Source organism: Ruegeria sp. SAZD011, assembly GCF_059612545.1.
The window spans coordinates 113975-136969 of sequence record NZ_JBXWQU010000026.1 but is presented as its reverse complement, the minus strand read 5'-3'; the positions used below and the strand labels follow the sequence as shown (position 1 = coordinate 136969).

The window sequence follows — 22995 nt, the reverse complement described above, 5'->3', positions numbered from 1 at the left end:
GTCGCCAAGTCAGCATGTATAACCGACTTATTCCAAATTTCGTGTTGACGCTGATCCAGTGGGGCGGGCCTTATGCCTGCCCCACTTCTTTTTGCTTCGCCCATGCCATCACGGCGTCGAGATCGTAGCGAACGGTGCGCTCGCTCCAATAGATCGCGGGCGGGCTGTCGCCTGCGGCCTTCCACTCATAGAACAAGCGTTCCGAGATTTGGAGGAAGTCGCACACCTGACGGGGCGTCATAAGTCTTGGGGTAGTGATCTGCATTTCCAGATCTTCGATGCGGCGCTCAAGCGCACGGATTTGGTCTGTGGACATTGCAACAGAGTCCTTTCGTCATGTCCTAATCAGACAGACGGGTTTCCGTTGCTACCGGCGGCGCTTTTCCCCTCACCTCTGGACGTAGGCCGCAAACGTTGCCCTGAGGATATGCTGCACGCCCACCATCACAGTGCGCGGCGTCTCACGACGCGGCATTGGCGCAATTCGAAAATGGTGCACTCAATCGGTTTCCGCAACTTCGAAAGCAGGTGTTACCTTTATTCGGTCGATGATGACTTTTTCGATGTCCATGACCAAGTCGTGCAAATCGAGGTCTTCCTGATACTCCATCACCATGTCGTCGTCCCGATTGTCGGAGGTAATGTCACCACGCAGGAATGCAGCCGCGTAGGACGGCACACGAGCAGGGCCGCAGGCTGAGGTGAAATGGTGGCGAGTGTCGTGCTGACGCAGCACGGGAATGGGCTTGAGGATCGGGTTCGCCTTATAGTCCAACTTGCCTGTGTCTTCTTTCAGCGTCGGATGCATGAGCGTGTCGAGGTGGTCGATATAGATCGTCTCGCCGGTCTTCGTCGAGGTCGTGGGAAACACGAACGCGTAGTTCGAACGGATGGCTGACAGCGCGGCAACCACAGTATCGCAGATGGGAAGCGTGCGGGTTTCGCCGTTCTTCATGTCGTCCAGCCGGATCGTCTTGCGGGCGAGGTCGATTTGATCCCAACGCAGCGAACGCACGTCGTCCGAACGGATGCCGGTGAAGAACATCACGATCCAAGCGGTCCGCCGCAGAGGGTTTTTCACAGCCATGATCGCCTGCCACATTGGCGACCAGTCGCGGCGGTCAATCTCTGGGTTGGCGTCGCAAAGCTCTTTCCAAAACGTCGGACGCTTGCGCACCTTGCCGAGTTGTTTTGCCTTCAACTTGCCGCGCGGGATGGGCGACGGAATGTCGAGGATTGAGTACGCGTTGTTCAAGGCTGCCTTGACGTGGTGGCGCGTGGATACGGACGGGATCGCAAGAAGGCAGCGCCGCACATCGAGCAACGTTACCGAGGTGGGAGACTTGTTGAGGATCGCCTCGGCATATCGCTTAAGTTTGCTTTCTTGGTCGTCTAGTGTGCTCTGCTTTGCTGTTGCACCCGCCCGATACTCTTTCCACGCATCGCGCACCTTCTTGATCTCGGAGGTCGTTTCGCTGCCGTGATGGACGGCCAGCGCGTCGATCTTTGCGAATGCCTGCGCAGCGGTCGTGTCCGGGAATGTAGCCTCAAGCGATTTCTGCCGCGACTTCCCGTTTAAACGTCCTTTGAAATACCAAGTGGCGGCGCGCTTGCCGACGCCGAGATAGAGACAGGGGTATTTGTCGCCATCGTGCGAATACCAGACGGTGCCTGACTTCGGTTTGTCTTTCGCAGCGTTTCGCACCTGCGTCACGCTGTCGAGGTTCAGTGTTGCGGTCATGGTGCTCTCCGTGGTCCACTTTCAAACGTTTTTTCAAACACGCCACAACACTAAGTTGCGCCAACCCGCACTGTCAACCGACTGATATTCGTTTGAAAATGTAAATAAGACGTTGTTTTTGCTAAATTATCGCGCCAACCCGCAGTCTACCTATAAATGTCAGTGGGTGACTTTTAATCAGTGGGTCGCAGGTTCGAATCCTGCACGGCTCACCACTTCTCATCGATTATCCTTTCCCTGTTTGGGTTTGGTGTCGGATTTGACGAACCGTTTGGGAAGGTTCGCCAAATTGCGCTCGCCATTCGGGCGGGCGATCAGTTTCTCAATCGCGGAATCGGCCATGCCTTCGCGGCCTGCGGCCTCGGTGTAGCGCTGCACCAGGGCCAGAGTTTTGTGTCCTGTGACCGCGCCGATCTCGTGCGCGGTTGCCCCGGCCTCGGCTAGACGTCGCGCGCAAGCCTTGCGCAGTCCGTGGGCGGAACACTGGGGCAGTTTGGCGTCTTCGGTCCAACGCTGCATGAGATTGCCCAGCCCACCGGCAGAGCGCATGGTGCCTTTCTGGGTGGCCAGGAAGGGGCGGTCCTTCGGCAACTTGTCCAGAACCTCGGCCAGGTCCGGGTGGATCGGCACGAACACCAGCATGCCGCCTGAGCGTTGCGTCTTCGTACCGCTGAACGAAAGCCTCCGACCCGTAGTCGCTCCCCAACTCCGCCGAGAAACCCCAGATTTCTTGATCGAGATACTGAGACTTCTTGCAAATGAGAGGCATTTGGTCATCGACGAGGAACTGCACGATCAACATGTCGCTGCTGGCGTAGAAGCTGCTAAGTCCGGCGACGTGGATTGGTTGGGGCGACTGCGCACGAGATCGGCGCGGTAGCCGGGCACAAAACGCTAGCCCTGGTCCAGCGTTACACCGAGGCCGCAGGCCGCGAAGGCATGGCCGATTCCGCGATTGAGAAACTGATCGCCCGCCCGAATGGCGAGCACAATTTAGCGAACCTTCCCAAACGGTTCGCCAAATCCGACACCAAACCCAAACAGGGAAAGGATAATTGATGAGAAGTGGTGAGCCGTGCAGGATTCGAACCTGCGACCCACTGATTCACAGCAGATACCTCGCCCGCTTGGGTTGAAAAAGTAATGTTTTTTATCAACGCCTTATCGTCTCTTCACTTTTTGACCTCCTGCCGTCCGTAGCTTACTGTCAGCACGCGGTTTGCCAATTTGTCCAACGTTCCAAAGCGGTGCAGGCATGGCTGCGGCTTCACACAATTTCGAACTCAGACGCCGTCAGCGCTAGCCCTGTGTCTAGGGTCGCGAACTGGATTTGCGCTGCGCCGCCGATGCCGTCTTCATCGTAGTAAAGTGCGCCGGTTGTCTGGTTGTAGATGATGTAGTCGTCTGCATCCTGCGCCGATGATCCGATGTGAAACTCGCTGGAGGACAGGCTGGAACCGATGGCACCAAACACACTGTCATCAAGGCTGATCCAATCATCCGTGATCGAATAGTTTTCAATAGTGTCTACATTGGTGCTCGCGTTCAGCGCCGTATCAAAGCGGAATTCATCCGCACCTGAGCCGCCATTCAGGATATCATCGCCCAAGCCCCCGCGCAGCAGATCATCACCAGCAGACCCACGCAGCGTGTCGTTTCCGCGCCCGCCATCTATCAGATTGTTGCCTGATGAACCCGTCAGAAGATCCGCGTGATCCGAGCCAAGAAGGTTCTCAATCGAAAAATAGGTGTCCCCGGTGGCATTGCCGCGCGTGCCTACCCCGGTCGTCAGGTTCGCGGTCACGCCCGATCCGGCGGTGGAAAATGATGCCGTGTCAATGCCGGAACCACCATGCACCTCATCCCCACTGATGCCACCCTCAAGTGTATCATCACCAGCAGACCCACGCAGCGAGTCGCTGCCACGCCCGCCTTCGATCAGATTGTTGCCCGATGAACCCGTCAGAAGATCCGCGTGATCCGAGCCAAGCAGGTTCTCAATCGAATCATAGGTGTCCCCATTGGCATTGCCGCGCGTGCCTACCCCGGTCGTCAGGTTTGCGGTCACGCCCGATCCGGCGGTGGAAAATGATGCCGTGTCAATGCCCGAGCCGCCCCGAATGTCGTCGCGGCCAGCACCTCCTTCCAGTGTGTCGTTCCCGCCATCGCCCCGCAAACGGTCATGGCCACGGCCGCCAAAGATAAAGTTATCCGCACTGTCGCCATACACGTAGTCATCATAATCTGATCCCAAGACACCTTCGATAGAAGCGAACGTGTCGCCAGCTGCATCCCCAGACGTGCCCTGTGAACGAAGATCGAGGTTCACATGCGCATCAGCATCTGCGTAGCTCGCCATGTCAAAGCCAGAACCTCCGTTCAACTCATCAGCCCCGCCTGCGCCGATCAGTATGTCGTTCCCATCGCCGCCATCCAGCGTGTCGTTCCCATCGCGGCCATCCAGCGTGTCGTTGCCGCCTTGCCCCACGATCAACTCGGGATCACTGTCGCCTGTCAGGCTGTCATTGCCCGCGCCACCGACCTGATGGACGTCAAATGTGCGCGCGAAGATGTCTCCATCCTGTTTCCAAGCGATGAGCAGCGTGCCGTCGTTTAGAAGGGACATGTAGGACAGCTTGTTCGAAGCCGTTGCCGTGTTGACCACGATTTCGTTCCCGACCTTCGCACCGTCGACGTCGAACCGCTGCAAAATGATATCGAACGTATAGCTGATGCCAACCCAGCCCCGCGTCCAGGCCGCCGCGTACCCGCCGTCCGGCAGCTCTACGATCTCGATATGGGTTTCATCGGATGTCGTGGTCGTGTTGAGCCGAACCTCGCCCCCGACGGCGTTCCCGCTCGCGTCATAGCGTTGCGCGTAAATGTTGTAGCCGCTCGGCTCCTGGCCTCCCGACCCCCAGGCAACGAGATAACCACCGTCCTGCATCGGTATGACGTCGGGCAGTCGCTGGTCGTTCGCGGTAGTCGTGTTGACCATCTGGGCCGCGGTCACCGCCGTCCCGGCGACGTCGTATTGCCGGACGAAGACATCCTTGCCGCTGCCATTGTCTTCGGTCCATGTCACCACGAAACCGCCACCGGTCAGGGGCTTTACCTGTGGCGATTCATAATCGTGGATAAAATATGTATCAGTGGCCGCCGCGATCGTGAATGTTGCCCCCGAAGTGCCCCCGGTGGGCGTCAGGATCTTCCCTTTCAGAGTATCACTCGACCCCTCCTGCCAGATCAGCACGAGATTGCCGTTAGATAACTTGGTGATATCCGGGTTGCCGCTGGCAACGCCCGGTGTCGTCTGAATGGTGTATTCGGCGCCGACCGGGGCGCCGCTGGCATCGAAGCGTTGCGCGACGATGTCGGCATAGGGGAAGTTCCCTGCCGAATCGGCGTACGACGCGTAGACGACCAGAAACCCGCCATCGGACAAATGCGTCAGGCCTGGGCGCTCCTGTGTATATTGGCGGTCCGTGTTGACCCGGAACTCGGTTCCCAACGCGGTTCCATCCGAGGCGAAAAAATTCCCATAGATACTTGTGACATCGCGGTCCCAAGATCCGGGGATGTAGCGTCCGTCGGAAACTTCCCACACGGCAAAGAAGCCACCCGCTGTCGTCGGTGCGGTTTCGACCCGATACTGGTTGGAGAAGGTCGACGAGTTCAACTGAAACGGAACGCTGGTCGCGACCGGATCGAGAACTGTGCTGGACAAGGTGGCAATTGGAACAATCGACATGGCTTCCTCCCTAGCGAACCTGTCTACATGGCTCCGAGCAACTTGAGTTTCGGTTCGAGCCTCAAATATGACTCATAAAAGATTCTATATTTCGAATATTTGATCTAAATCAGATCCGCGCCATTCACATTCCAATGTGGCCCAAAGACTTGATGGGAAGAGACAACCAATCAAGGCGGGCAAGCTGACCCATCATCCTCACATCCACATGATCGTCCCGGGTGGCGGCCTGCGCGACGTTGCTCATACGCTCGCAGATCGCGTCAATGCAGGCGTTGCGTGGCTTGCTGAGCGAAGAGGCAACCTACGACGCGCTGGACGCGAAGCTGAACGAGAGCTTGAGCCTAGCGATGGGCGCCGAAGAAAAGCTGAGACAGGGCTAGGTGTTCAGTCCCGGCATCTGGTGGATCGGATCGACAATGAATCTATCTGACTCTGAAATCCAGATCTTGCAGATGTATTCATTGGGCGTGAGGCTGCTGAGCGTTTCAAAGCGGCGTGCGAAGTTGTAAGCGGCCATGAAGTCGGCGAGGTGGCCAGGAAACTGATCGTGGCTGTCGTAGTGGAAGCGTTTGACGGTCGCGTCCTTGATTGTCCGGTTCATGCGCTCGACCTGGCCGTCCCTCGGGAAAACAGTCCATTGGACTGTTTTCTGATCCTCGGAACTCCACGGATGGTTGGGCTTTGTCAGGCGATGCTCGATCCCGTTGGCTTCGCAGATCATGTCGAAGCGCATCTGCCGAGAATAGGCGGTGTTTCGGTTCCTGGGCTGGTCGGCGAACTGGATGCCAATATCGGTGAGAATCGTGTGGATCCGATACGGAACGGTTTCCAGGAGATGCTCCAGGAACTCCCAAGCCGTCCGCCTGTCGGCTTTCTCGACCAGTTGGGCGATCGCGAATTTGCTGGTCCGGTCGATGGCAACGAAAAGATAGAGCTTGCCTTCTGCTGTCTGCGCCCCGGCGATGTCCACATGGAGAAAGCCGATGGGGTAGTGCTTGAAGCGCTGTCGCTTTGGTTTGTCGCCTTCGACATCTGGCAGTCGCGAGATGCCGTGCCGATGAAGGCAGCGGTGTAGCGCCGACCGGGTCAGGTGCGGGATCGAGGTCTGCAAGGCTACAGACAATCATCCAGCGGCAGGAGCGTGTACCTACGGAAGGCCACCACCATTGCGTCCTCTGCTTCGCTGAGAATGGTAAAACGTGGTTCTGTTGGACCGGTCTTGCGATCCTCGACCGTCTCGCGCTTGCGCCATTTTGCTACCGTCTTCGGGTTGACGCCGAGCTCCCGGCTCAGCGCCGCGGTCGAAGCTTGCGATTGCTATATTGTAGCTCGGATGGCGTGCGTGGTCGTGGCGCTGCCGTGACGAATTTGTCCCGTAGTGCTTACTTCCATTCCGACCAATGGATTGCACCATCAAATCGTGGGACCAAACAGTGACGCTGGGGCCAAAGAACGTCCGCAACAGAAAGATCGGGTACCTTGTCCATTGGTCTCGCAGAATCACAGCGTAGCTGGCTTCCTGACACTCTGGATGCCATGGCTGCTTCAGCAGTGGTTACACCGGATTTCAATGCTTGGGCATCTTTCGACAGCTCGCGGGTGAGAGCGGTCGAGGCTGTGTGAAACCTCTTGGTTTTTGCCAATATCAGCCCCGAACGGGATCTGTTTTTGCTCGCTCGTGCACTTCCGCGTCGTTCATGCAGTCTCGCGGCCCCGAGCATGACGACAGAGTTCTTGGCAGTTGTCACACGGTCTCGGTACGAAGCGGATATCCAGTCGCCTGCCCAAAGCCAGGCTGCGAAGGGATCGGGCGGTAAGGTTCAAGTGCAAAAATCCCGCGAAAACAGTCGCTTTCCGTTCCAAGGTCGCGTGGCTACACTGTCGGAATTCGAATCCGGGCTGGACGGATGGCCAACTTAGTCGGCAGAGGTGCGACACTCCGTGAATATCCTGTTTATCATGTTCGACCAGCTGCGCTGGGATTACCTGAGCTGCTATGGACACAAGACGCTGAAGACACCCCATATCGACCGGCTGGCGACACAAGGGGTGCGCTTCGACCGTGCCTATATCCAGTCGCCGATTTGCGGTTCGTCCCGGATGAGCACCTATACCGGGCGCTATGTGCATTCGCACGGGGCCAGCTGGAACGGCATACCGCTCAAGGTGGGCGAGATGACCATGGGCGACCACCTGCGCGCCGCCGGGATGGGTTGCTGGCTGGTGGGCAAGACTCACATGCGCGCGGACGAGGAAGGCATGGCACGGCTGGGGCTTGAGCCGGATTCGCTGATCGGGGCGCGGGTGGCGGAATGCGGGTTCGACGTGTTCGAGCGCGACGATGGCATGCTGCCCGAGGGGCCGGATGGCTATTACGACCCCGACGGCGCCAAGGAATACAACAAGTATCTGCGCGCCAAGGGCTATGAGAGCGACAACCCCTGGCACGACTTTGCCAATTCCGGGCTGGATGCCGACGGCAATGTGCAATCGGGCTGGTTCCTCAAGAACGCGACCCGCCCCGCCAATATCGCCGAAGAGGACAGCGAGACCCCCTATCTGACCACCCGCGCGATGGAGTTCATCGAACAGCAGACCGGTCCGTGGTGCTGTCACCTGAGCTATATCAAGCCGCACTGGCCCTATATCGTGCCCGAACCCTATGCCAGCATGTTTGGCCCCGAACATGTGCAGGACGTGGTGCGCAGCGACAGCGAACGGCAAAACGCCCATCCCCTGTTCAAGGCCTTCATGGAGACAAAGGTGGGTGAGGCGTTTTCCCGGCAAGAGGTGCGCGATGCGGTGATCCCCGCCTATATGGGGCTGATCAAACAGGCCGACGACCAGATGGGGCGGCTCTTCACATGGCTCGAGGAGACCGGGCGCATGCAGGACACGATGATTGTCCTGACCTCGGATCATGGCGATTTCCTGGGCGATCACTGGATGGGAGAGAAGACCTTCTTTCACGATCCCGCGACGCGGGTTCCGCTGATCGTCTACGATCCGCGCCCCGAGGCCGACGCGACACGGGGCAGCGTCTGTGACGCATTGGTCGAAAGCATCGACCTGGCGCCGACATTCGTCGAGGCGGCGGGCGGCAAACCGGCGATGCATATCCTCGAAGGGGAAAGCCTGATTCCGATCCTGCACGGCGCGCGCGACCACACGCTCCGCGATCACGTGATCTGCGAATACGATTTCTCGGCCTCGCCGATTGCGCATCTGAACGACATCTCGGTGCGGCAGGCAGTGATGTTCATGGTGGCGGACAAGGACTGGAAACTGATCCATTTCGAGGCCGACCCGCGCCCGATGCTGTTCGACCTGAAGAACGATCCGCAGGAACTGGTCGATCTGGGCGGCGACCCGGCCCATGCCGATGTGATTGCCGGGATGTATGACAAGCTGTTCCGCTGGACCCGCCGCCAGTCGCAGCGCACCACCCGCAGCGAGGAACAGCTGATCGCCATGCGCACCAAATCCCGCAAACGCGGGATCGTGTTGGGCATCTATGACGAGAACGAAACGCCGCTGGAGCTGACCGTGAAATATCGCGGCCGCAAGGCGCGGCCGTACAAGGACTATCTGAAGGGGTGAGAGCGGCGCAAGCGCCAGACCGCGGGATGGCGATCCTTGGGTTGTGTGGGGCAGTTAATGCCAGCCAAGTCCGTATACCCGTCGAAGGGCGTGCTGGCGGTCCAATATCGCCAGCCCGTGCGGGCGGTCTGGCGATTGCGCGGCGGCCTTAGGCCTTGATTCCGCGCTGGCGCAGGATGACCCCTTTACCTACTCAAACCCCCATGCAGGTTCGGCATGTCCAGCGCCGCAAACCCGTAGTGGCGCAGCCAGCGCAGGTCTGAATCGAAGAAGGCGCGCAGGTCGGGGATGCCGTATTTCAGCATCGCCAGGCGGTCGATGCCGATGCCAAAGGCAAAGCCCTGGTACACATCCGGGTCGATGCCGCCGGCGGCGATCACCTTGGGGTGCACCATGCCGGACCCCAGGATCTCCAGCCAGTCGTCGCCTTCGCCGATCTTCAACTGGCCGCCTTCCCAGGAACAGCGGATATCGACCTCGGCCGAGGGTTCGGTGAAGGGGAAATGCGAGGCGCGGAACCGCAGTTCGACATCATCCACCTCGAAGAACGCCTTGACGAATTCCTCGAGCGTCCATTTCAGGTTCGCCATCGAGATATCGCGGTCCAGCGCCAGGCCTTCGACCTGGTGGAACATCGGCGTGTGGGTCTGGTCATAATCGGCGCGATAGACACCGCCCGGACAGATCACGCGCAGGGGCGCGCCCATTTTCTCCATCGAGCGGATCTGCACCGGCGAGGTATGGGTACGCAGCACATGCGGCGGGCGATTGTCGCCCTCGGCGCGGTGCATGTAGAACGTGTCCATCTCGGCCCGTGCGGGGTGGTGGCCGGGGATGTTGAGCGCGTCGAAATTGTACCAGTCGGTGTCGATGCGCGGCCCTTCGGCAACAGAGAAGCCCATTTCGGCAAAGATCGCGGTCAGTTCGTCGCGGGCCTGGCTGATCGGGTGCAGCGTGCCCTGGCGGCGGTTGCGCGCGGGCAGGGTCACGTCCAGCCATTCGCTGCGCAGACGCTCGTCAAGCGCGGCATCGGCAAGCGCCGCCTTCTTGGCTGCCAGCGCAGAGTTGATCTCGTCTTTCAGCGCGTTCAGTGCCGGGCCGGCGGTCTGGCGTTCCTCGGGCGTCATCTTGCCCAGTTCACGCATTTTCAGCGCCACCTCGCCCTTCTTGCCCACGGCGGCAAGGCGGATTGCTTCGATCGCGGCCTCGTCGGCGGCCTCTGCGATCTGGCCCAGATACTTGGCTTTAAGATCGTCCATGACGGTCCCCTGAATTTGGTCCAGAACCTGCTATCGGCCAATGGGCGCGATTGCAAGACGGGCTGGGTGGATTGACCCGGCTGTTTCCCGGATGCCGCGCCTGTCTCAGGTCATGCGCCGCATCATCGCCGCCATGGTATAGGCATTGGCATAGCCCAGATCGCTGGCGACCCGGGCGGCGGGCCTGCCCTGGGCCAGCCCTCGCAGCGCCGCCTGACAGCGCAGCCGTTGCGCCCACTTGCCGAAACTCACGCCGGTTTCCATCTGGAAATGTCGGCTGAAGGTGCGGCGGCTCATCCCCGCCTCGGCGGCCCAGCCGTCCAGGTCGCGCGGGCTGGCGGGTGTGGCGATCAGCGCGTCGCAGACCCGGCGCAAACGCGGATCGACGGGGTATGGCAGTGCCAGGGGCGAGACCGGGGCGGCCAGCAGTTCGATCAGGATAAGCTGGCTCAGATGCAGGGCGCGGGGCGGCATCGGCCAGGGATTGTCCATCTCGCAGAGTGCCGCGATCAGCTGCGCCATCAGCGGCGACACCGTGACCAACCGGCATCGGGCCAGCGCATCCGCGCCGGGCAGGCCTGCGCGGACATAGAGCGATTGCAGGCGCACAGCGCCGATCATGCGGATCTCGTGCGGCTGCTCTGCCGGGACGATCAACCCATATCCGGGCGGGATGGCATAGGACATGGCCTCCGTCTCGGCCATCATCAGGCCCGAGACAGCATAGATCAGCTGATGCCGGGGATGCCGATGCCGGACCGAGACATAGCCGTCGCGATAGTCGCGCGCATAGCCGACCACATCATGTGGCAGGGACTGCACACGATCCGCCGAGGAGCGCGGCAATTGGAACTGATCGTCAATTTGGCCCATTTGAGAAATCTTTGGCCACATTTCTCTAAAAGGACAAGCTAGGACAGGGGTAATCTGGAAAGGACCTGCCGATGCGCCCCATCACCGACATGACCGAGCTTGAAACCCTTTACGACGCGGCGGTGCCCGCTTCGCTGACCAAGGTGCGTACAAGGCTGAGCCCGCTCTACCGTCAATGGATCGATACAGCACGGTTCTGCGTGCTGTCGACGGTGGGGCCTGAGGGCACCGATGCCAGCCCGCGCGGCGATGACGGCCCGGTGGTACGCATCGTCGATGACAGCACCCTTTGGTTGCCCGACTGGCGCGGCAACAACCGGATCGACAGCCTGCGCAACATCCTGCGCGACAACCGGGTGAGCCTGATGTTCATGGTGCCCGGCTGCCAGAACGTGGTGCGGGTGAACGGCACCGCCTTTCTGACCCCTGACGCTCAGGCCCGCGCCAGTTTCGAGCGCAAGGGGCGCCAGCCCGCAACGGTCATCGTGATCCAGGTGGGCGAGATGTATTTCCAATGCGCCAAGGCGCTGATGCGCTCGGGCCTCTGGACGCGGGGCGACGAAAGCGGGCTGGTCCCCACGGCGGGACAGTTCCTGCGTGAACAGGACGCCGGGTTCGCCGCCGAGGACTATGACGCGGGCTATGCCGAATACGCCAAGTCGCGGATGTGGTGAGCGACTGCGCAGACCAAGAGTTGGAGGGGAGCAAAGACACGCGTCCCAAATGATGCTAGCATCGACCGAGGGCCGGATCTGCCCGTGCCTGTGAATTTGACAAATAGGCAGCCTCTCCATGACGACCGCATCGACCAGACGTCAGGTTCTCGCAGCCATCGGAGGATTGGGGGCGCTCGGCCTTGGGGCACGGGGTGTGCTTGGTCAACCGCAGGGTCGCATTCTGGTTGTCGGCGCCGGGCTGGCGGGCTTGTCGGCGGCCCGCGTCCTGCGCGATGCCGGGCGGAACGTCACTGTTGTCGAGGCGCGATCGCGCATCGGCGGTCGCATTCACACCTCTCGCGTCTGGCCGGATTTGCCGATGGACCTTGGGGCAAGCTGGATTCACGGCCAACGCGGCAATCCTCTGACCGCCCTGGCGCGCGAGGCGGGGGCACGGGTCGTGGCCACCCGCTACGATGCCGCCATCCTGAAGGATGCAAGCGGGCGCGATATCGATCCGGACTTGCGTGGTGCCGAACGCATTCTGGGCGGGGCGCTGGCAGAGGCCGATCGGAAGTCGCGTGACATGTCTGTCATGGACGCGCTGGAGGCTTCCACGGGCTGGCGAGGCGCGGATGCGGGGTTGCGCAGGCTTGTACTCTACCTCGTCAACAGCACGCTTGAGCAGGAATATGGCGCCCCCGCCAGGCAGCTTTCAGCCTGGTATGGCCAAGAGGATGCCGAATTCGGGGGACAGGATGCGCTGTTTCCGGGCGGGTTCGACCAGATCGCTGCTTATCTGGCGCGGGGTCTCGATATTCGACTTTCCGCCGAGGTGACCGGGATCGCTCCGGGACACGTGCGCCTTGCGGATGGCGGCCGGATCGATGCCGATGTGATCGTTTGCACGCTGCCGCTGGGCGTGCTGCAATCCGGGCGCATCCGGTTTGCCGAACCACTGGCGCAGGATCGCGTTGCTGCGTCCCGCAGCCTGCGGATGGGTCTTTTGAACAAATGCTGGCTGCGCTTCGATGGCATCCATTGGCCAGACGATGTCGACTGGATCGGCTGGCTTGGCCCCAGGCCCGGCCTATGGGGCGAATGGGTATCGCTTGCCCGGACACTAAGAGCACCTGTCCTGGTGGGTTTCAATGCTGCCGATGCGGCGGCCGAAGTGGAAAGCCTGAGCGACCGCGATACCGTCGCGGCCGCTCTGGAGGCGCTCCGCTCGATGTTCGGGTCGGGTTTTCCAGCACCGCGCGCGGCCCAGGCCACAAGGTGGGGGCAGGACAGGCACACGTTCGGCAGCTACAGCTATAATGCCGTAGGTACGCGCCCCTCCACGCGCGCGGAACTGGCGGGACCGGATTGGGACGGAAAAATCTGGTTCGCGGGCGAGGCGACTTCAGCCCGCTATTTCGGCACGGCACATGGCGCCGTTTTGTCAGGCAGGGCGGTGGCCCGAGATATCCTGGCGACAGATTGATTGTGTCGGAACGACGAGGCTTGTGATCCAGTGTCCAAATCAGGGCGCCCGACCAATGGGGAAGATGCCGAAGGCCTATGCTGGTCTTTGCCGTAGAACGAAAAGACCGCCCCGGGGGGCGGTCTTTCCTTCACTGTCTCTCGTCTGATGCGAGGTATCAGGCGGCCAGCGCGGCCTGGGCCTTGGCGACGATGGCGCCAAAGGCTTCGGGCTCGTGCACGGCCAGGTCGGCCAGGACCTTGCGGTCGACTTCGATGCCGGCCAGGTTCAGGCCGTTGATGAAGCGCGAATAGGTCAGCGCCTCGTCGTGGCTGCGCACGGCGGCGTTGATCCGCTGGATCCACAGCGCGCGGAAGTTCCGCTTGCGGGCCTTGCGGTCACGGGTTGCATACTGGTTGGCCTTGTCGACGGCCTGGGTTGCCACCTTGAACGAGCTCTTGCGGCGGCCATAGTACCCTTTGGCGGCCTTGAGGACTTTCTTGTGACGGGCGTGGGTTACGGTTCCACCTTTAACGCGGGACATCTCTCAAATCTCCTCTTAGCGGTCGTAGGGCATGTAGCCCTTGACGATCTTGGCGTCGGGGGCGGACAGGGTGGTGGTGCCACGGGCGTCGCGGATGAACTTGGTCGTGCGCTTGATCATGCCGTGGCGTTTGCCGGCCTGACCTGCCTTGACCTTACCCGTTGCGGTCACCTTGAAGCGCTTCTTGGCGCTCGATTTGGTCTTCATCTTGGGCATTTCCGTCTCCTTTTTGGGTTCGGTTTGCGCGCGACTCGGCATGCCACACCGGCCGGTCGCGCGAATAGAGGCGCCGTTTACGCAGAAAGCGCGCCCGAGGCAAGCGGTTTTTCCCGGGTTTCAGGAGATGAAACGGGCCAGAACCGAAAAGAACACCTCTGGGATCTCGGCCAGGGAATAGCCGCCCGGTTTGGTCCGAACGGCATGGACCGCCATGCCCCCGGCAATGATCAGGGTGACAAAGGCGGCGATCGGGCGGCGGGCCTCGCTATAGGCCGAAACCATGGCCGGAATCGACAATGCGGCAACGACCATGCTTATCACCAGGATCAGATCGGCATCCATGTCGGGCCCTCCTCCTTGCGGTGCAAGCTTAGCCCGGGTCGGTGTTATAGATCAAACGTTCGTCACAGGGGGCAACCCGAAGGATGTTGGTGGTACCCGGTACGTTGAAGGGCACGCCGGCGGTCACCACGATCTGATCGGTCTCCATGGCGAAACCACCTGCGCGCGCGGCGCGTGCGGCATTCACCACGGCGCCCTTGAACCGCTCCAGTTCCGGGGTAATCACGCAGTGGCATCCCCAGCTGAGGCAAAGCCGCCGGGCGGTTGCCAGCAGCGAAGTCATGGCGATGATCGGTACTCCCGGGCGTTCGCGCGCGGTCAGCAGCGCGGTGGTGCCCGATTGGGTAAAGCAGCAGATCGCCTTGATATCGGTCTTCTCCGCGATCTCGCGGGCGGCGGCGACGATCCCGTCGGCGATTGTGCTGCCCTTGGCTGTGCGTGAAGCGGCGATGATCTGGCTATAGGTGGGGTCTGCCTCGACCTCGATGGCGACCTTGTCCATGGTCCGCACTGCCTCGATCGGATACTGACCGGCCGCGGACTCGGCGCTGAGCATGATGGCGTCGGTGCCCTCGTAAATGGCGGTGGCCACGTCCGAGACCTCGGCCCGGGTGGGCATCGGGCTTTCGATCATGCTTTCCAGCATCTGGGTGGCCACGATCACCGGCTTGGCGGCGGCGCGGCAGCGGCGCACCAGCCGTTTCTGGATGGGCGGCACCGCCGCGACCGGCAGTTCCACCCCCAGATCCCCGCGCGCGACCATGATCCCGTCCGAGGCATCCAGGATGGCATCGAAGTCCTCGACCGCGGCGGGTTTTTCGATCTTCGACAGGATCGCGGCGCGTCCATCGGCCAGGCTGCGCGCCTCGAACACATCGCGTGCGCGTTGGACAAAGCTGAGCGCCAGCCAGTCAACACCCAGCTGGCACGCAAATTCAAGGTCGCCGCGATCCTTCTCCGACAGTGCCGCCAGGGGCAGCACGACGTCGGGCACGTTGACCCCCTTGCGGTTCGAGATGGTGCCGCCGGTGATCACGGTGCAATCGGCGAAGTCGGGGCCGCAATCGGTCACTTTCAGCCGGATCTTGCCATCGTTGACCAGCAGATGCGCGCCGGGTTCCAGCGCCTGGAAAATCTCGGGATGCGGCAGGCAGACACGCTTGGCATCGCCCTGCGCCGGGTCCAGATCAAGTCGGAACGCCGCGCCCTCAGGCAGGTCCTCGGCGTCGTTGGCAAAGGTGCCAACCCGCAACTTGGGGCCCTGAAGATCGGCAAGAATGGCGATTGGACTGTCCAGATCCTTCTCCACCTGCCGGATGATCTGGTGCTTGGCGCGGATCTCGTCATGGGTGCCGTGGCTCATGTTCAGGCGGAACACGTCGGCCCCGGCTTCGTGTAGCGCACGGATCGTCTCATAGGTTTCCGACGCCGGTCCCAGCGTTGCCACGATTTTCACTTTTCTCAGGCGACGCATGACCGACCGCTCCCTTGTTCAAGCATTGTTACCGCAAACATCCATCGCGCTCGTTATGGCGCAATTCCCTTTTGTCGGCAACTGTCCTACACCTGCGGCAAACTAGATGACAGGCCCATGACATACACCCCGTTTTTTATCCACGGCGAGGATCGGCGTTCACGCTGGCTCATCACCTGCGACCATGCGACCAACACGGTACCGCCTGATATCTGCGGCGGCGACCTGGGTTTGGCGCGCGAGGACATGGAGCGCCATATCGCCTATGACGTGGGTGCCTACGAAGTGTCGCGCCTGCTGGGCGAGATGCTCGAGGCACCTGTGATCGCCGCGAATTTCTCGCGGCTGGTGATCGACCCGAACCGGGGCGAGGACGATCCGACGCTGCTTATGAAGCTCTATGACGGCTCGATCATTCCGGGCAACCGTCACGCGGATGCCGCCGAGCGCGAACGCCGGCTGAACATGTGCTATCGGCCCTATCACAACGCGCTGGCACAGTTGGCATCACGGCCCGGTATGGTGCTGGTGTCGATGCATTCGTTTACCCGTCAACTGCGCGGCCGGGAGCCGCGGCCCTGGCATGTTGGCGTGCTGCATACAGCGGATCGGCGTTTCTCCGATCCCCTGATTGCGCGCCTGCAAGCGGAACGGGACCTCTGCATCGGTGTGAACCAGCCCTATACAGGTGTGCTGCCGGGTGATGCCATCGACACCCACTGTACCGCTTTTGATCGACCCAACGCACTGATCGAATTGCGTAACGACCTGATCGGGGATCATGCCGGGCAACATGCCTGGGCCGAACGACTGGTGCCGATCTTGCAGGGCGCGCTTATCGATAGTGGTCTCTGATCTTGTGCGGGGGCCGGAAAACGATACGTTTTCCGGGCCGTTTTCCGAGACGGAAAACGGCGCTACCCTCAGATTTGTCGAGACATTGAAACGCGCGCCGTCGCCATCAACCTCTGGAGCCACGACATGGACAAGCAAACCGAAATCGAAATCCAGGCTGCCGCCTTTCGCCGTCTGCAAAAACACCTGATGCAGGACCGTACCGACGTGCAGAATATCGACCTGATGAACATGGCCGGGTTCTGCCGCAACTGTCTGGCGCGCTGGTACCAGGAGGCGGCCGACGAAAAGGGTATCGAGATCGGCAAGGACGAGGCCCGCGAGATCTATTACGGCATGACGATGGCCGAATGGAAAGCCAAGTTTCAGACCGAGGCGAGCGCCGAGAAACAGACCGCTTTCGAGGTGGCGTTCAAGGAAAACGTGACCGATCGGGACTGAACCCCGCGCGTCATCCGTCGACGCCGCTTCGCCCGACCATGGCCATCAGGGTTGCGGTCATGGTGGCAATCGCCCGCTCCTGACCATCCTGCTTCGCATAGGCAGTGGCCGTGGCCACGGTCAGAGTGCGGCCGGGTTTTACCACCTCGGCCCGGAACGCAAACCTTTGGCCTTGGGCCGGATTCAGAAAGTTGGCCTTGAACTCCACCGTCAGAACGGCCGCTTCTTTCTCCATCAGGGAAAATGCCGCATAGCCGCAGGCGCTGTCCAGCACCGTCGACACGATACCCGCGTGCAGAAATCCGTGCTGTTGGGCAAAAGCCGGATCATAGGGCATGCTCAACTCGATCCGGCCCGCAGACAGAGCGTCGATGCGGGCGCCCAGTGTCGCCATCACCGGTTGACGCGCAAAGCTGTCGCGCACCTTTTGTTCAAATCCGCCAAAACGTGGTTGGAACTCGCTCATCTCGGCCCTTTCCCGATTGCCTCCGTCTCCGCGACGGATGGCTGTCCGATCAGCCTTGCCCAGCGTTCGCAGGTCCGCAAGTCGTGACGCGGTGTTCCGGCTGGGTCACCACTGAACACGAAAAAGCCACCCGGCAGGGTGGCTTTGGCAGGTTTCAGGCCGGAACCCTTTCAGATCGCGGTCTTTCGTGCTTCATCAATGTAGATCTCGCGCAGGCGGCGGGCGATCGGTCCGGGCGTTCCGTCCCCCAATGTGGCGCCGTCAATCTCGACCACCGGCATCACAAAGGCGCTGGCCGAGGTGGTAAAGGCTTCGTCCGCGGTCTTTGCTTCGTCGATGGTAAAAAGCCGTTCCTCAATCTCCATCTGCGCCTCTTGCGCCAGTCGCAGCACCGCCTTGCGGGTGATGCCGTGTAGAATGTCGTTGGACAGAGGCCGGGTCACGATCTTGCCGTTCTTGATGAAGTAGGCATTGTTCGAAGTACCCTCGGTCACATACCCGTCCTCGACCATCCAGGCATCGTCGCAGCCGGCCTTCTTGGCCATCATCTTCCCCATCGAGGGATAGAGCAGTTGCACCGTCTTGATATCGCGGCGGCCCCAGCGGATATCCTCGATCGAGATGATCTTGGCGCCGCGTTTCGATTCGGGGCTGTCAGCCAGACCGGGCTTGGACTGGGTAAACAGAACCAGCGAGGGCGGCGTGTCAGGCGAGGGGAAGATGAAATCGCGGTCACCGTCCGATCCGCGTGTGACCTGCAGATAGACCAGCCCCTCTTCGATCCCGTTCATCTCGATCAGCTTGCGGTGGATTTCCAGCAAGTCATCGATGGAGCAGGGTTCGGCCATGTCCAGCTCGTCCAGCGACCGCTTGAGGCGCACGGAGTGGCCCTCGAAATCGATCAGCTTGCCATTCAGAACGCTCGTCACCTCGTAAACCGCATCCGCCATCAGAAAGCCGCGGTCGAAGATGGAAACCTTGGCCTCGGTCTCGGGTAGATATTCGCCATTAACGTAAACGGTACGGGTCATGGGGTGCTCCTCTGGCTCATGCCGCGTCTTGCGGCGATTAGGGGTCTGCGTCAAGCCTGGTCCAACTGCGGAAAGCGCAGGTCGGTGACATCGGCGACGAAAAACGGAAAATAGGATTCGGTTCCGAAATGGTTGCCCGCCTCAACATGGGTCGGCACGCGGAACCCAGAGAACACACGGCCATCGGATAACACGGCGCCGAACGGCTGCAACCGCCATGCCTTTTCGGGGTTGGCATTACTCCAGCGGGAAAAGGCGATCTGGACCGGCGCGCCCGAATGATCCACCGTCAATTCGACCGCCTGTTCCAGGCCGTCCCGCGCGATTGTCACCCGCGCTGTCTGCGCGTCGACAGAGTCCCAGGTAACGCCTGGACGCGGCAGGACCGCCGCCGGAGTCCACATAACCGCCTCGGCGACGTAGCGGCCATAGGCCGAGCGGCGATGATCGGATGTTCCCCCATAGCGGGCGACCGGCACCAGCCCGGACAGCCAGAACCGGGTCCAACTGCCGGAATCCGACCCTGACAGCTTACGCAGTCCCCGCCCGGCCCGCATTGACCAGACAAAGCCATGGGGGCTGGCAAGGGTCTGCCGGGCCCTCATCGGCATGTAGCCCGGGTGTTCCTTGTCGCCCATACCGAACTTGCCCTGCATCTCCAATGCGGCGACAGTGAACAGCTTGGTGCCCGGCGTGATGGCCCAGAGGAAAAATCGGCGTGCAGGGTCGGGAAGATCAGCCACCATCCGAGGGTCGAAACGATCCGGTTCGACAGGCTGAAATCTGGCAAGGCGCCGTGCCTCTGTCAGGTCGGCGCGCAGGTCGCGCCAGCGCCAGAGCATCAGGGCAGCCAGACAGACAAGGCACGCGCCCGTCAAGAAGACCCACGCAGTCATCGCCCGCGGCCTCCGACGCTCAGCCCCAGAGGGAGGCGCTGGGTGAATGTACGCCGGCGGCATCGAACACGAGGGGTGTCTCGCGATCCTCGGCCAGCAGAAGGGGACCGTCGAGGTCAGTGACCAGCGCGCCCTGCGCCACCAGCGTCGCCGGCGCCATTGCCAGCGACGAGCCAACCATGCAGCCCACCATGATGTCATAGCCTTCGGCGAGGGCTGCACGGCGCAGCTCCAGCGCCTCGGTCAGCCCGCCGGACTTGTCGAGCTTGATGTTGACCACGTCATACTTGCCCTTCAGCTTGGGAAGGCTGCTCCGGTCATGACAGCTTTCGTCGGCACAGACAGGTACTGGGCGCTCCATGCCGATCAGGGCGTCGTCCTGACCTGCGGGCAGGGGCTGCTCGACCAATGCCACCCCCAGACGCACCAGGTGCGGTGCCAGGTCGGCATAGACCTCAGCAGACCAACCCTCGTTTGCGTCGATGATAATCTTGGCACCCGGCGCACCCGCTCGCACCGCCTCGAGGCGCTGCATGTCATCGGGGGTGCCCAGCTTTATCTTTAGCAAGGGGCGATGCGCGTTCTTCGCGGCCTGCGCCTGCATCGCCTCGGGAGTGTCGAGCGACAGGGTATAGGCCGTGATCTCGGGCCTTGGTTCGGGCAGCCCAGCCAGTTCCCACACCCGCTTGCCGGCGCGCTTGGCCTCGAGATCCCAGAGGGCGCAATCGACCGCGTTGCGCGCGGCTCCCGCGGGCAGCAGGTCCATCAGGGCAGTGCGGGTGATCTCGCCCGGCAAGCCGGCGATCTGCGCTTCGACCGACTCGAGCGTTTCATCGTAACGGGCATAGGGAACGCATTCGCCCCAGCCCTGATGCACACCGTCGGACACTCGCACCGTAAGAACCTTGGCTTCCGTCCGCGAGCCGCGTGAGATCGTGAACACCTGCGCCAAACGGAAAACGTCGCGCGTTACCTCGATCTTCATGCTGCCCGTTCCTTTCACTTTGCCTCAAATACTCCCGCCGGAGGCGAGATTTTTCGTCGAAAAATCTCTCGTGCCTCCGCCGGGGCGTTAGATCACATCGCAGCCAGGGCATCCACAAGTTTACCCGGGCCAAAGCGGAACGGATCGGTGGCGGGCAGGCCCATCTCGGCCTCGACGCTGGCCAGATAGGCGCGGGCGTCCTCTTCGCTCATGTGCTGGGTGTTGATCGAAACGCCGAGCACCTGGCATGCGGGATTGGCGACCTTGGCCAGCGACAGCGCCATATCGCGCACCGCCTCCAGCGTCGGCAACTGGTACCCCGGCAGTCCGCGCATATGCTCGCGGGTCGGTTCGTGACACAGGATCAGCGCATCGGGCTGGCCGCCATGGATCAGCGCCATCGTCACCCCGGAATAGGAGACATGGAACAGGCTGCCTTGACCCTCGATCAGGTCCCAGTGGTCCTCGTCATTGTCAGGTGTCAGCCACTCCACCGAGCCGGCCATGAAATCGGCGATCACCGCGTCCAGCGGCACACCGTCGCCGGTGATCAGGATGCCTGTCTGGCCGGTGGCGCGGAAGGTCGACTTCATGCCCCGCTCGCGCATCTCGGCATCCATGGCCAGCGCGGTGTACATCTTACCCACCGAACAGTCGGTGCCCACGGCCAGACAACGCTTGCCCTTGCGCTTGACGCCATTGGCGATCGGGTATTTCACCGAGGGGATACGCACATCATGCAGCTTGCGCCCGCAAGCTTCGGCCACCGCGACCAGGTCGGGTTCGTCGCGCAGCAGGTTGTGCAGGCCCGAAGCCAGATCGAACCCCTCTTCCAGTGCCATCACCAGAACCTTCTTCCAGTCCTGGCTGATCACGCCGCCGCGGTTGGCGACACCAATCACCAGCGTCTTGGCGCCGGCCTCGCGGGCCTGGGCCAGATCCATGTCGGTCAGCCCCAGATCGGCCTTGCACCCTTCCATCCGATACTGGCCCACGGCGTTCTCCGGGCGCCAGTCCTTGATGCCCACGGCGACCTTGGCCGCGAGTTGGTCGGGGGCATCGCCCAAAAACAGCAGATACGGTGTCTCGATCATCCCGGTGCACTCCTTTGATTCCGGTCAAGACTAAAGGTCTTGAAAAACGAGCGTTTCGCGTTGTGTTTACCGTTGAATCCTCAGGCTGGGCAAATTTTGCATGAATTTGGACTCTGGCGCAAAAATCTTCGAAGTTTTCAAAACGATTACTCTTTAATCACCTTTCTTTGCTGCGAGCGCGAAGGTCGTCGCGACGAGATGCTGCGTCTGCATAAAGATGCTTGCGTAGGGACGCGCAATTTAATACCTCGGTGCGAAGAAAAATCGCAATTTCCTTACCTGGCGAAAGGTCTGCCCATGAGTTTCCGCATTCAGCCCGCCGCGCCTGCGCGCCCCAATCGTTGCCAACTGTTCGGGCCCGGGTCGAACACCAAGCTGTTTGTGAAAATGGCGGCCTCGGCAGCGGATGTCATCAACCTCGACCTCGAGGATTCGGTGGCGCCCAGCGACAAGGACAGCGCGCGGGCCAATGTGATCGAGGCGCTGAACACGATCGACTGGGGCAACAAGTATATGTCCGTGCGGATCAACGGTCTGGACACGCCCTATTGGTATCGCGACGTGGTGGATGTGCTGGAGCAGGCCGGTGACCGGCTCGACCAGATCATGATCCCCAAGGTCGGCTGTGCGGCGGATGTCTACGCTGTCGATGCGCTCGTGACCGCCATCGAACGTGCCAAGGGCCGGACCAAGCCGATCAGCTTCGAGGTGATCATCGAATCCGCCGCCGGCATCGCCCATGTCGAAGAGATCGCGTCCAGCAGCCCCCGCTTGCAGGCGATGAGCCTGGGTGCGGCGGATTTCGCTGCCTCGATGGGCATGCAGACCACCGGTATCGGCGGCACCCAAGAGAACTATTACATGCTGCGCGAAGGGACCAAGCATTGGTCCGACCCCTGGCACTGGGCCCAGGCCGCCATTGTCGCCGCCTGCCGTACCCATGGCGTACTGCCGGTGGACGGGCCGTTCGGCGACTTCAGCGATGACGAGGGCTATATCGCGCAGGCCAAGCGGTCGGCGACGCTGGGCATGGTCGGCAAATGGGCCATCCATCCCAAGCAGATCGCGCTGGCCAACCAGGTCTTTACCCCTTCGGACGAGGCAGTGACCGAGGCGCGTGAAATCCTTGCCGCGATGGAGCAGGCCAAGGCCAAGGGCGAAGGTGCCACCGTCTACAAGGGCCGTCTGGTCGATATTGCCTCGATCAAGCAGGCCGAGGTCATCGTGGCCCAGGCGGAACTGATCGCCGCAAACGGCTGACGCTCGACGATACATGTTGCAAAGGGCGTCCATCTGGCGC

22 protein-coding genes and 2 pseudogenes are annotated in these 22995 nt (G+C 61.4%); 8 read left to right on the top strand and 16 right to left on the bottom strand.

Annotated features, from left to right (window positions below; genetic code table 11):
- Positions 1-70 precede the first annotated feature (70 nt).
- From AC2FLM_RS13915 to AC2FLM_RS13905, 3 genes are all read right to left on the bottom strand, one after another.
- Entirely contained in the window at positions 71-316 is a 246-nt protein-coding gene (locus tag AC2FLM_RS13915) for a helix-turn-helix transcriptional regulator (RefSeq protein ID WP_496858683.1), read from the bottom strand.
- 183 nt (positions 317-499) lie between these two features.
- Positions 500-1741, bottom strand: a complete 1242-nt coding sequence (locus AC2FLM_RS13910; protein WP_496858681.1) for a tyrosine-type recombinase/integrase — start codon at positions 1739-1741, stop codon at positions 500-502.
- Between the two features lie 219 nt (positions 1742-1960).
- On the bottom strand, positions 1961-2383 hold the full coding sequence (locus AC2FLM_RS13905; protein WP_496858679.1) for a tyrosine-type recombinase/integrase: 423 nt from the start codon (positions 2381-2383) through the stop codon (positions 1961-1963).
- A 201-nt stretch (positions 2384-2584) separates the two neighbouring features.
- Between AC2FLM_RS13905 and AC2FLM_RS13900 the strand changes: the two genes are divergently transcribed.
- Positions 2585-2800, top strand: a complete 216-nt coding sequence (locus AC2FLM_RS13900; RefSeq protein WP_496858677.1) for a hypothetical protein — start codon at positions 2585-2587, stop codon at positions 2798-2800.
- A 208-nt stretch (positions 2801-3008) separates the two neighbouring features.
- Here the strand turns inward: AC2FLM_RS13900 and AC2FLM_RS13895 are convergent, their stop codons facing one another.
- Entirely contained in the window at positions 3009-5492 is a 2484-nt protein-coding gene (locus AC2FLM_RS13895) for a calcium-binding protein (RefSeq protein WP_496858675.1), read from the bottom strand.
- 184 nt (positions 5493-5676) lie between these two features.
- On the opposite strand from AC2FLM_RS13895, the pseudogene AC2FLM_RS13890 reads away from it, so the two are divergent.
- A pseudogene (locus tag AC2FLM_RS13890) lies at positions 5677-5793 on the top strand (transposase); the annotation flags it as partial.
- A gap of 78 nt (positions 5794-5871) precedes the next feature.
- Here the strand turns inward: AC2FLM_RS13890 and AC2FLM_RS13885 are convergent.
- Positions 5872-6887 (bottom strand): annotated as a pseudogene (locus AC2FLM_RS13885) (IS481 family transposase).
- 567 nt (positions 6888-7454) lie between these two features.
- Between AC2FLM_RS13885 and AC2FLM_RS13880 the strand changes: the two are divergent.
- Positions 7455-9095 carry a sulfatase-like hydrolase/transferase gene (locus tag AC2FLM_RS13880; RefSeq protein ID WP_496858859.1) on the top strand — a complete coding sequence of 547 codons (1641 nt, stop codon included), beginning with the start codon at positions 7455-7457 and terminating at the stop codon, positions 9093-9095.
- Between the two features lie 185 nt (positions 9096-9280).
- Here AC2FLM_RS13880 and pheS read toward each other — a convergent pair whose 3' ends face one another.
- The gene (gene pheS, locus AC2FLM_RS13875) at positions 9281-10354 is read right to left on the bottom strand and encodes a phenylalanine--tRNA ligase subunit alpha (protein ID WP_496858673.1); all 1074 of its coding nucleotides are present in this window, start codon (positions 10352-10354) and stop codon (positions 9281-9283) included.
- 105 nt (positions 10355-10459) lie between these two features.
- Positions 10460-11227, bottom strand: a complete 768-nt coding sequence (locus tag AC2FLM_RS13870) for an AraC family transcriptional regulator (RefSeq protein ID WP_496858671.1) — start codon at positions 11225-11227, stop codon at positions 10460-10462.
- A gap of 71 nt (positions 11228-11298) precedes the next feature.
- On the opposite strand from AC2FLM_RS13870, the gene AC2FLM_RS13865 reads away from it, so the two are divergent.
- Together AC2FLM_RS13865 and AC2FLM_RS13860 are read left to right on the top strand one after the other, a co-directional pair.
- Positions 11299-11901 carry a pyridoxamine 5'-phosphate oxidase family protein gene (locus AC2FLM_RS13865; protein WP_496858669.1) on the top strand — a complete coding sequence of 201 codons (603 nt, stop codon included), beginning with the start codon at positions 11299-11301 and terminating at the stop codon, positions 11899-11901.
- A 118-nt stretch (positions 11902-12019) separates the two neighbouring features.
- The gene (locus tag AC2FLM_RS13860; RefSeq protein WP_496858667.1) at positions 12020-13369 is read left to right on the top strand and encodes a flavin monoamine oxidase family protein; all 1350 of its coding nucleotides are present in this window, start codon (positions 12020-12022) and stop codon (positions 13367-13369) included.
- A gap of 157 nt (positions 13370-13526) precedes the next feature.
- On the opposite strand, the gene rplT is transcribed toward AC2FLM_RS13860, so the two are convergent.
- The 4 genes from rplT to pyk all read right to left on the bottom strand — a co-directional run bounded on the left by rplT (position 13527) and on the right by pyk (position 15927).
- Positions 13527-13892, bottom strand: a complete 366-nt coding sequence (rplT, locus tag AC2FLM_RS13855; RefSeq protein WP_093034506.1) for a 50S ribosomal protein L20 — start codon at positions 13890-13892, stop codon at positions 13527-13529.
- A gap of 15 nt (positions 13893-13907) precedes the next feature.
- On the bottom strand, positions 13908-14108 hold the full coding sequence (gene rpmI / locus AC2FLM_RS13850; protein WP_234138760.1) for a 50S ribosomal protein L35: 201 nt from the start codon (positions 14106-14108) through the stop codon (positions 13908-13910).
- 120 nt (positions 14109-14228) lie between these two features.
- Positions 14229-14453: a hypothetical protein gene (locus AC2FLM_RS13845; RefSeq protein ID WP_234170744.1), complete on the bottom strand. Its 225-nt coding sequence runs from the start codon at positions 14451-14453 to the stop codon at positions 14229-14231.
- A 28-nt stretch (positions 14454-14481) separates the two neighbouring features.
- Entirely contained in the window at positions 14482-15927 is a 1446-nt protein-coding gene (gene pyk / locus AC2FLM_RS13840) for a pyruvate kinase (protein WP_496858665.1), read from the bottom strand.
- A gap of 117 nt (positions 15928-16044) precedes the next feature.
- Between pyk and AC2FLM_RS13835 the strand changes: the two genes are divergently transcribed.
- Both AC2FLM_RS13835 and AC2FLM_RS13830 read left to right on the top strand, forming a co-directional pair.
- Positions 16045-16782 carry an N-formylglutamate amidohydrolase gene (locus tag AC2FLM_RS13835; RefSeq protein WP_496858663.1) on the top strand — a complete coding sequence of 246 codons (738 nt, stop codon included), beginning with the start codon at positions 16045-16047 and terminating at the stop codon, positions 16780-16782.
- A gap of 126 nt (positions 16783-16908) precedes the next feature.
- Positions 16909-17223: a DUF1244 domain-containing protein gene (locus AC2FLM_RS13830; RefSeq protein ID WP_496858662.1), complete on the top strand. Its 315-nt coding sequence runs from the start codon at positions 16909-16911 to the stop codon at positions 17221-17223.
- Positions 17224-17233: 10 nt separating this feature from the next.
- Here AC2FLM_RS13830 and AC2FLM_RS13825 read toward each other — a convergent pair whose 3' ends face one another.
- The 5 genes from AC2FLM_RS13825 to dgcN form a co-directional block, all read right to left on the bottom strand.
- The gene (locus AC2FLM_RS13825) at positions 17234-17689 is read right to left on the bottom strand and encodes a PaaI family thioesterase (RefSeq protein ID WP_496858660.1); all 456 of its coding nucleotides are present in this window, start codon (positions 17687-17689) and stop codon (positions 17234-17236) included.
- Between the two features lie 170 nt (positions 17690-17859).
- Positions 17860-18720 carry a D-amino-acid transaminase gene (locus AC2FLM_RS13820; protein ID WP_496858658.1) on the bottom strand — a complete coding sequence of 287 codons (861 nt, stop codon included), beginning with the start codon at positions 18718-18720 and terminating at the stop codon, positions 17860-17862.
- Between the two features lie 50 nt (positions 18721-18770).
- The gene (locus tag AC2FLM_RS13815) at positions 18771-19616 is read right to left on the bottom strand and encodes a DUF6544 family protein (protein ID WP_496858656.1); all 846 of its coding nucleotides are present in this window, start codon (positions 19614-19616) and stop codon (positions 18771-18773) included.
- A gap of 19 nt (positions 19617-19635) precedes the next feature.
- On the bottom strand, positions 19636-20601 hold the full coding sequence (gene dgcA / locus AC2FLM_RS13810; protein WP_496858654.1) for an N-acetyl-D-Glu racemase DgcA: 966 nt from the start codon (positions 20599-20601) through the stop codon (positions 19636-19638).
- Positions 20602-20693: 92 nt separating this feature from the next.
- Complete coding sequence (dgcN, locus tag AC2FLM_RS13805; RefSeq protein ID WP_496858652.1) at positions 20694-21695, bottom strand: N-acetyltransferase DgcN; 1002 nt, start codon at positions 21693-21695, stop codon at positions 20694-20696.
- A gap of 297 nt (positions 21696-21992) precedes the next feature.
- Here dgcN and AC2FLM_RS13800 point away from each other — a divergent pair, with 297 nt between their 5' ends.
- Positions 21993-22955: an L-malyl-CoA/beta-methylmalyl-CoA lyase gene (locus AC2FLM_RS13800; RefSeq protein WP_496858650.1), complete on the top strand. Its 963-nt coding sequence runs from the start codon at positions 21993-21995 to the stop codon at positions 22953-22955.
- The last annotated feature ends 40 nt before the right edge of the window (positions 22956-22995 follow it).

Bases quoted from the DNA above. Each gene is read 5' to 3' on its own strand.
- dgcN (WP_496858652.1), bottom strand. From the start codon at position 21,695: ATGATCGAGACACCGTATCTGCTGTTTTTGGGCGATGCCCCCGACCAA.
- rplT (WP_093034506.1), bottom strand. From the start codon at position 13,892: ATGTCCCGCGTTAAAGGTGGAACCGTAACCCACGCCCGTCACAAGAAA.
- AC2FLM_RS13845 (WP_234170744.1), bottom strand. From the start codon at position 14,453: ATGGATGCCGATCTGATCCTGGTGATAAGCATGGTCGTTGCCGCATTG.
- AC2FLM_RS13870 (WP_496858671.1), bottom strand. From the start codon at position 11,227: ATGGGCCAAATTGACGATCAGTTCCAATTGCCGCGCTCCTCGGCGGAT.
- AC2FLM_RS13895 (WP_496858675.1), bottom strand. From the start codon at position 5,492: ATGTCGATTGTTCCAATTGCCACCTTGTCCAGCACAGTTCTCGATCCG.
- pyk (WP_496858665.1), bottom strand. From the start codon at position 15,927: ATGCGTCGCCTGAGAAAAGTGAAAATCGTGGCAACGCTGGGACCGGCG.
- AC2FLM_RS13815 (WP_496858656.1), bottom strand. From the start codon at position 19,616: ATGACTGCGTGGGTCTTCTTGACGGGCGCGTGCCTTGTCTGTCTGGCT.
- AC2FLM_RS13825 (WP_496858660.1), bottom strand. From the start codon at position 17,689: ATGAGCGAGTTCCAACCACGTTTTGGCGGATTTGAACAAAAGGTGCGC.
- rpmI (WP_234138760.1), bottom strand. From the start codon at position 14,108: ATGCCCAAGATGAAGACCAAATCGAGCGCCAAGAAGCGCTTCAAGGTG.
- AC2FLM_RS13910 (WP_496858681.1), bottom strand. From the start codon at position 1,741: ATGACCGCAACACTGAACCTCGACAGCGTGACGCAGGTGCGAAACGCT.
- AC2FLM_RS13880 (WP_496858859.1), top strand. From the start codon at position 7,455: ATGTTCGACCAGCTGCGCTGGGATTACCTGAGCTGCTATGGACACAAG.
- dgcA (WP_496858654.1), bottom strand. From the start codon at position 20,601: ATGAAGATCGAGGTAACGCGCGACGTTTTCCGTTTGGCGCAGGTGTTC.
- AC2FLM_RS13915 (WP_496858683.1), bottom strand. From the start codon at position 316: ATGTCCACAGACCAAATCCGTGCGCTTGAGCGCCGCATCGAAGATCTG.
- AC2FLM_RS13860 (WP_496858667.1), top strand. From the start codon at position 12,020: ATGACGACCGCATCGACCAGACGTCAGGTTCTCGCAGCCATCGGAGGA.
- AC2FLM_RS13830 (WP_496858662.1), top strand. From the start codon at position 16,909: ATGGACAAGCAAACCGAAATCGAAATCCAGGCTGCCGCCTTTCGCCGT.
- AC2FLM_RS13835 (WP_496858663.1), top strand. From the start codon at position 16,045: ATGACATACACCCCGTTTTTTATCCACGGCGAGGATCGGCGTTCACGC.
- AC2FLM_RS13905 (WP_496858679.1), bottom strand. From the start codon at position 2,383: ATGCTGGTGTTCGTGCCGATCCACCCGGACCTGGCCGAGGTTCTGGAC.
- pheS (WP_496858673.1), bottom strand. From the start codon at position 10,354: ATGGACGATCTTAAAGCCAAGTATCTGGGCCAGATCGCAGAGGCCGCC.
- AC2FLM_RS13865 (WP_496858669.1), top strand. From the start codon at position 11,299: ATGCGCCCCATCACCGACATGACCGAGCTTGAAACCCTTTACGACGCG.
- AC2FLM_RS13820 (WP_496858658.1), bottom strand. From the start codon at position 18,720: ATGACCCGTACCGTTTACGTTAATGGCGAATATCTACCCGAGACCGAG.
- AC2FLM_RS13800 (WP_496858650.1), top strand. From the start codon at position 21,993: ATGAGTTTCCGCATTCAGCCCGCCGCGCCTGCGCGCCCCAATCGTTGC.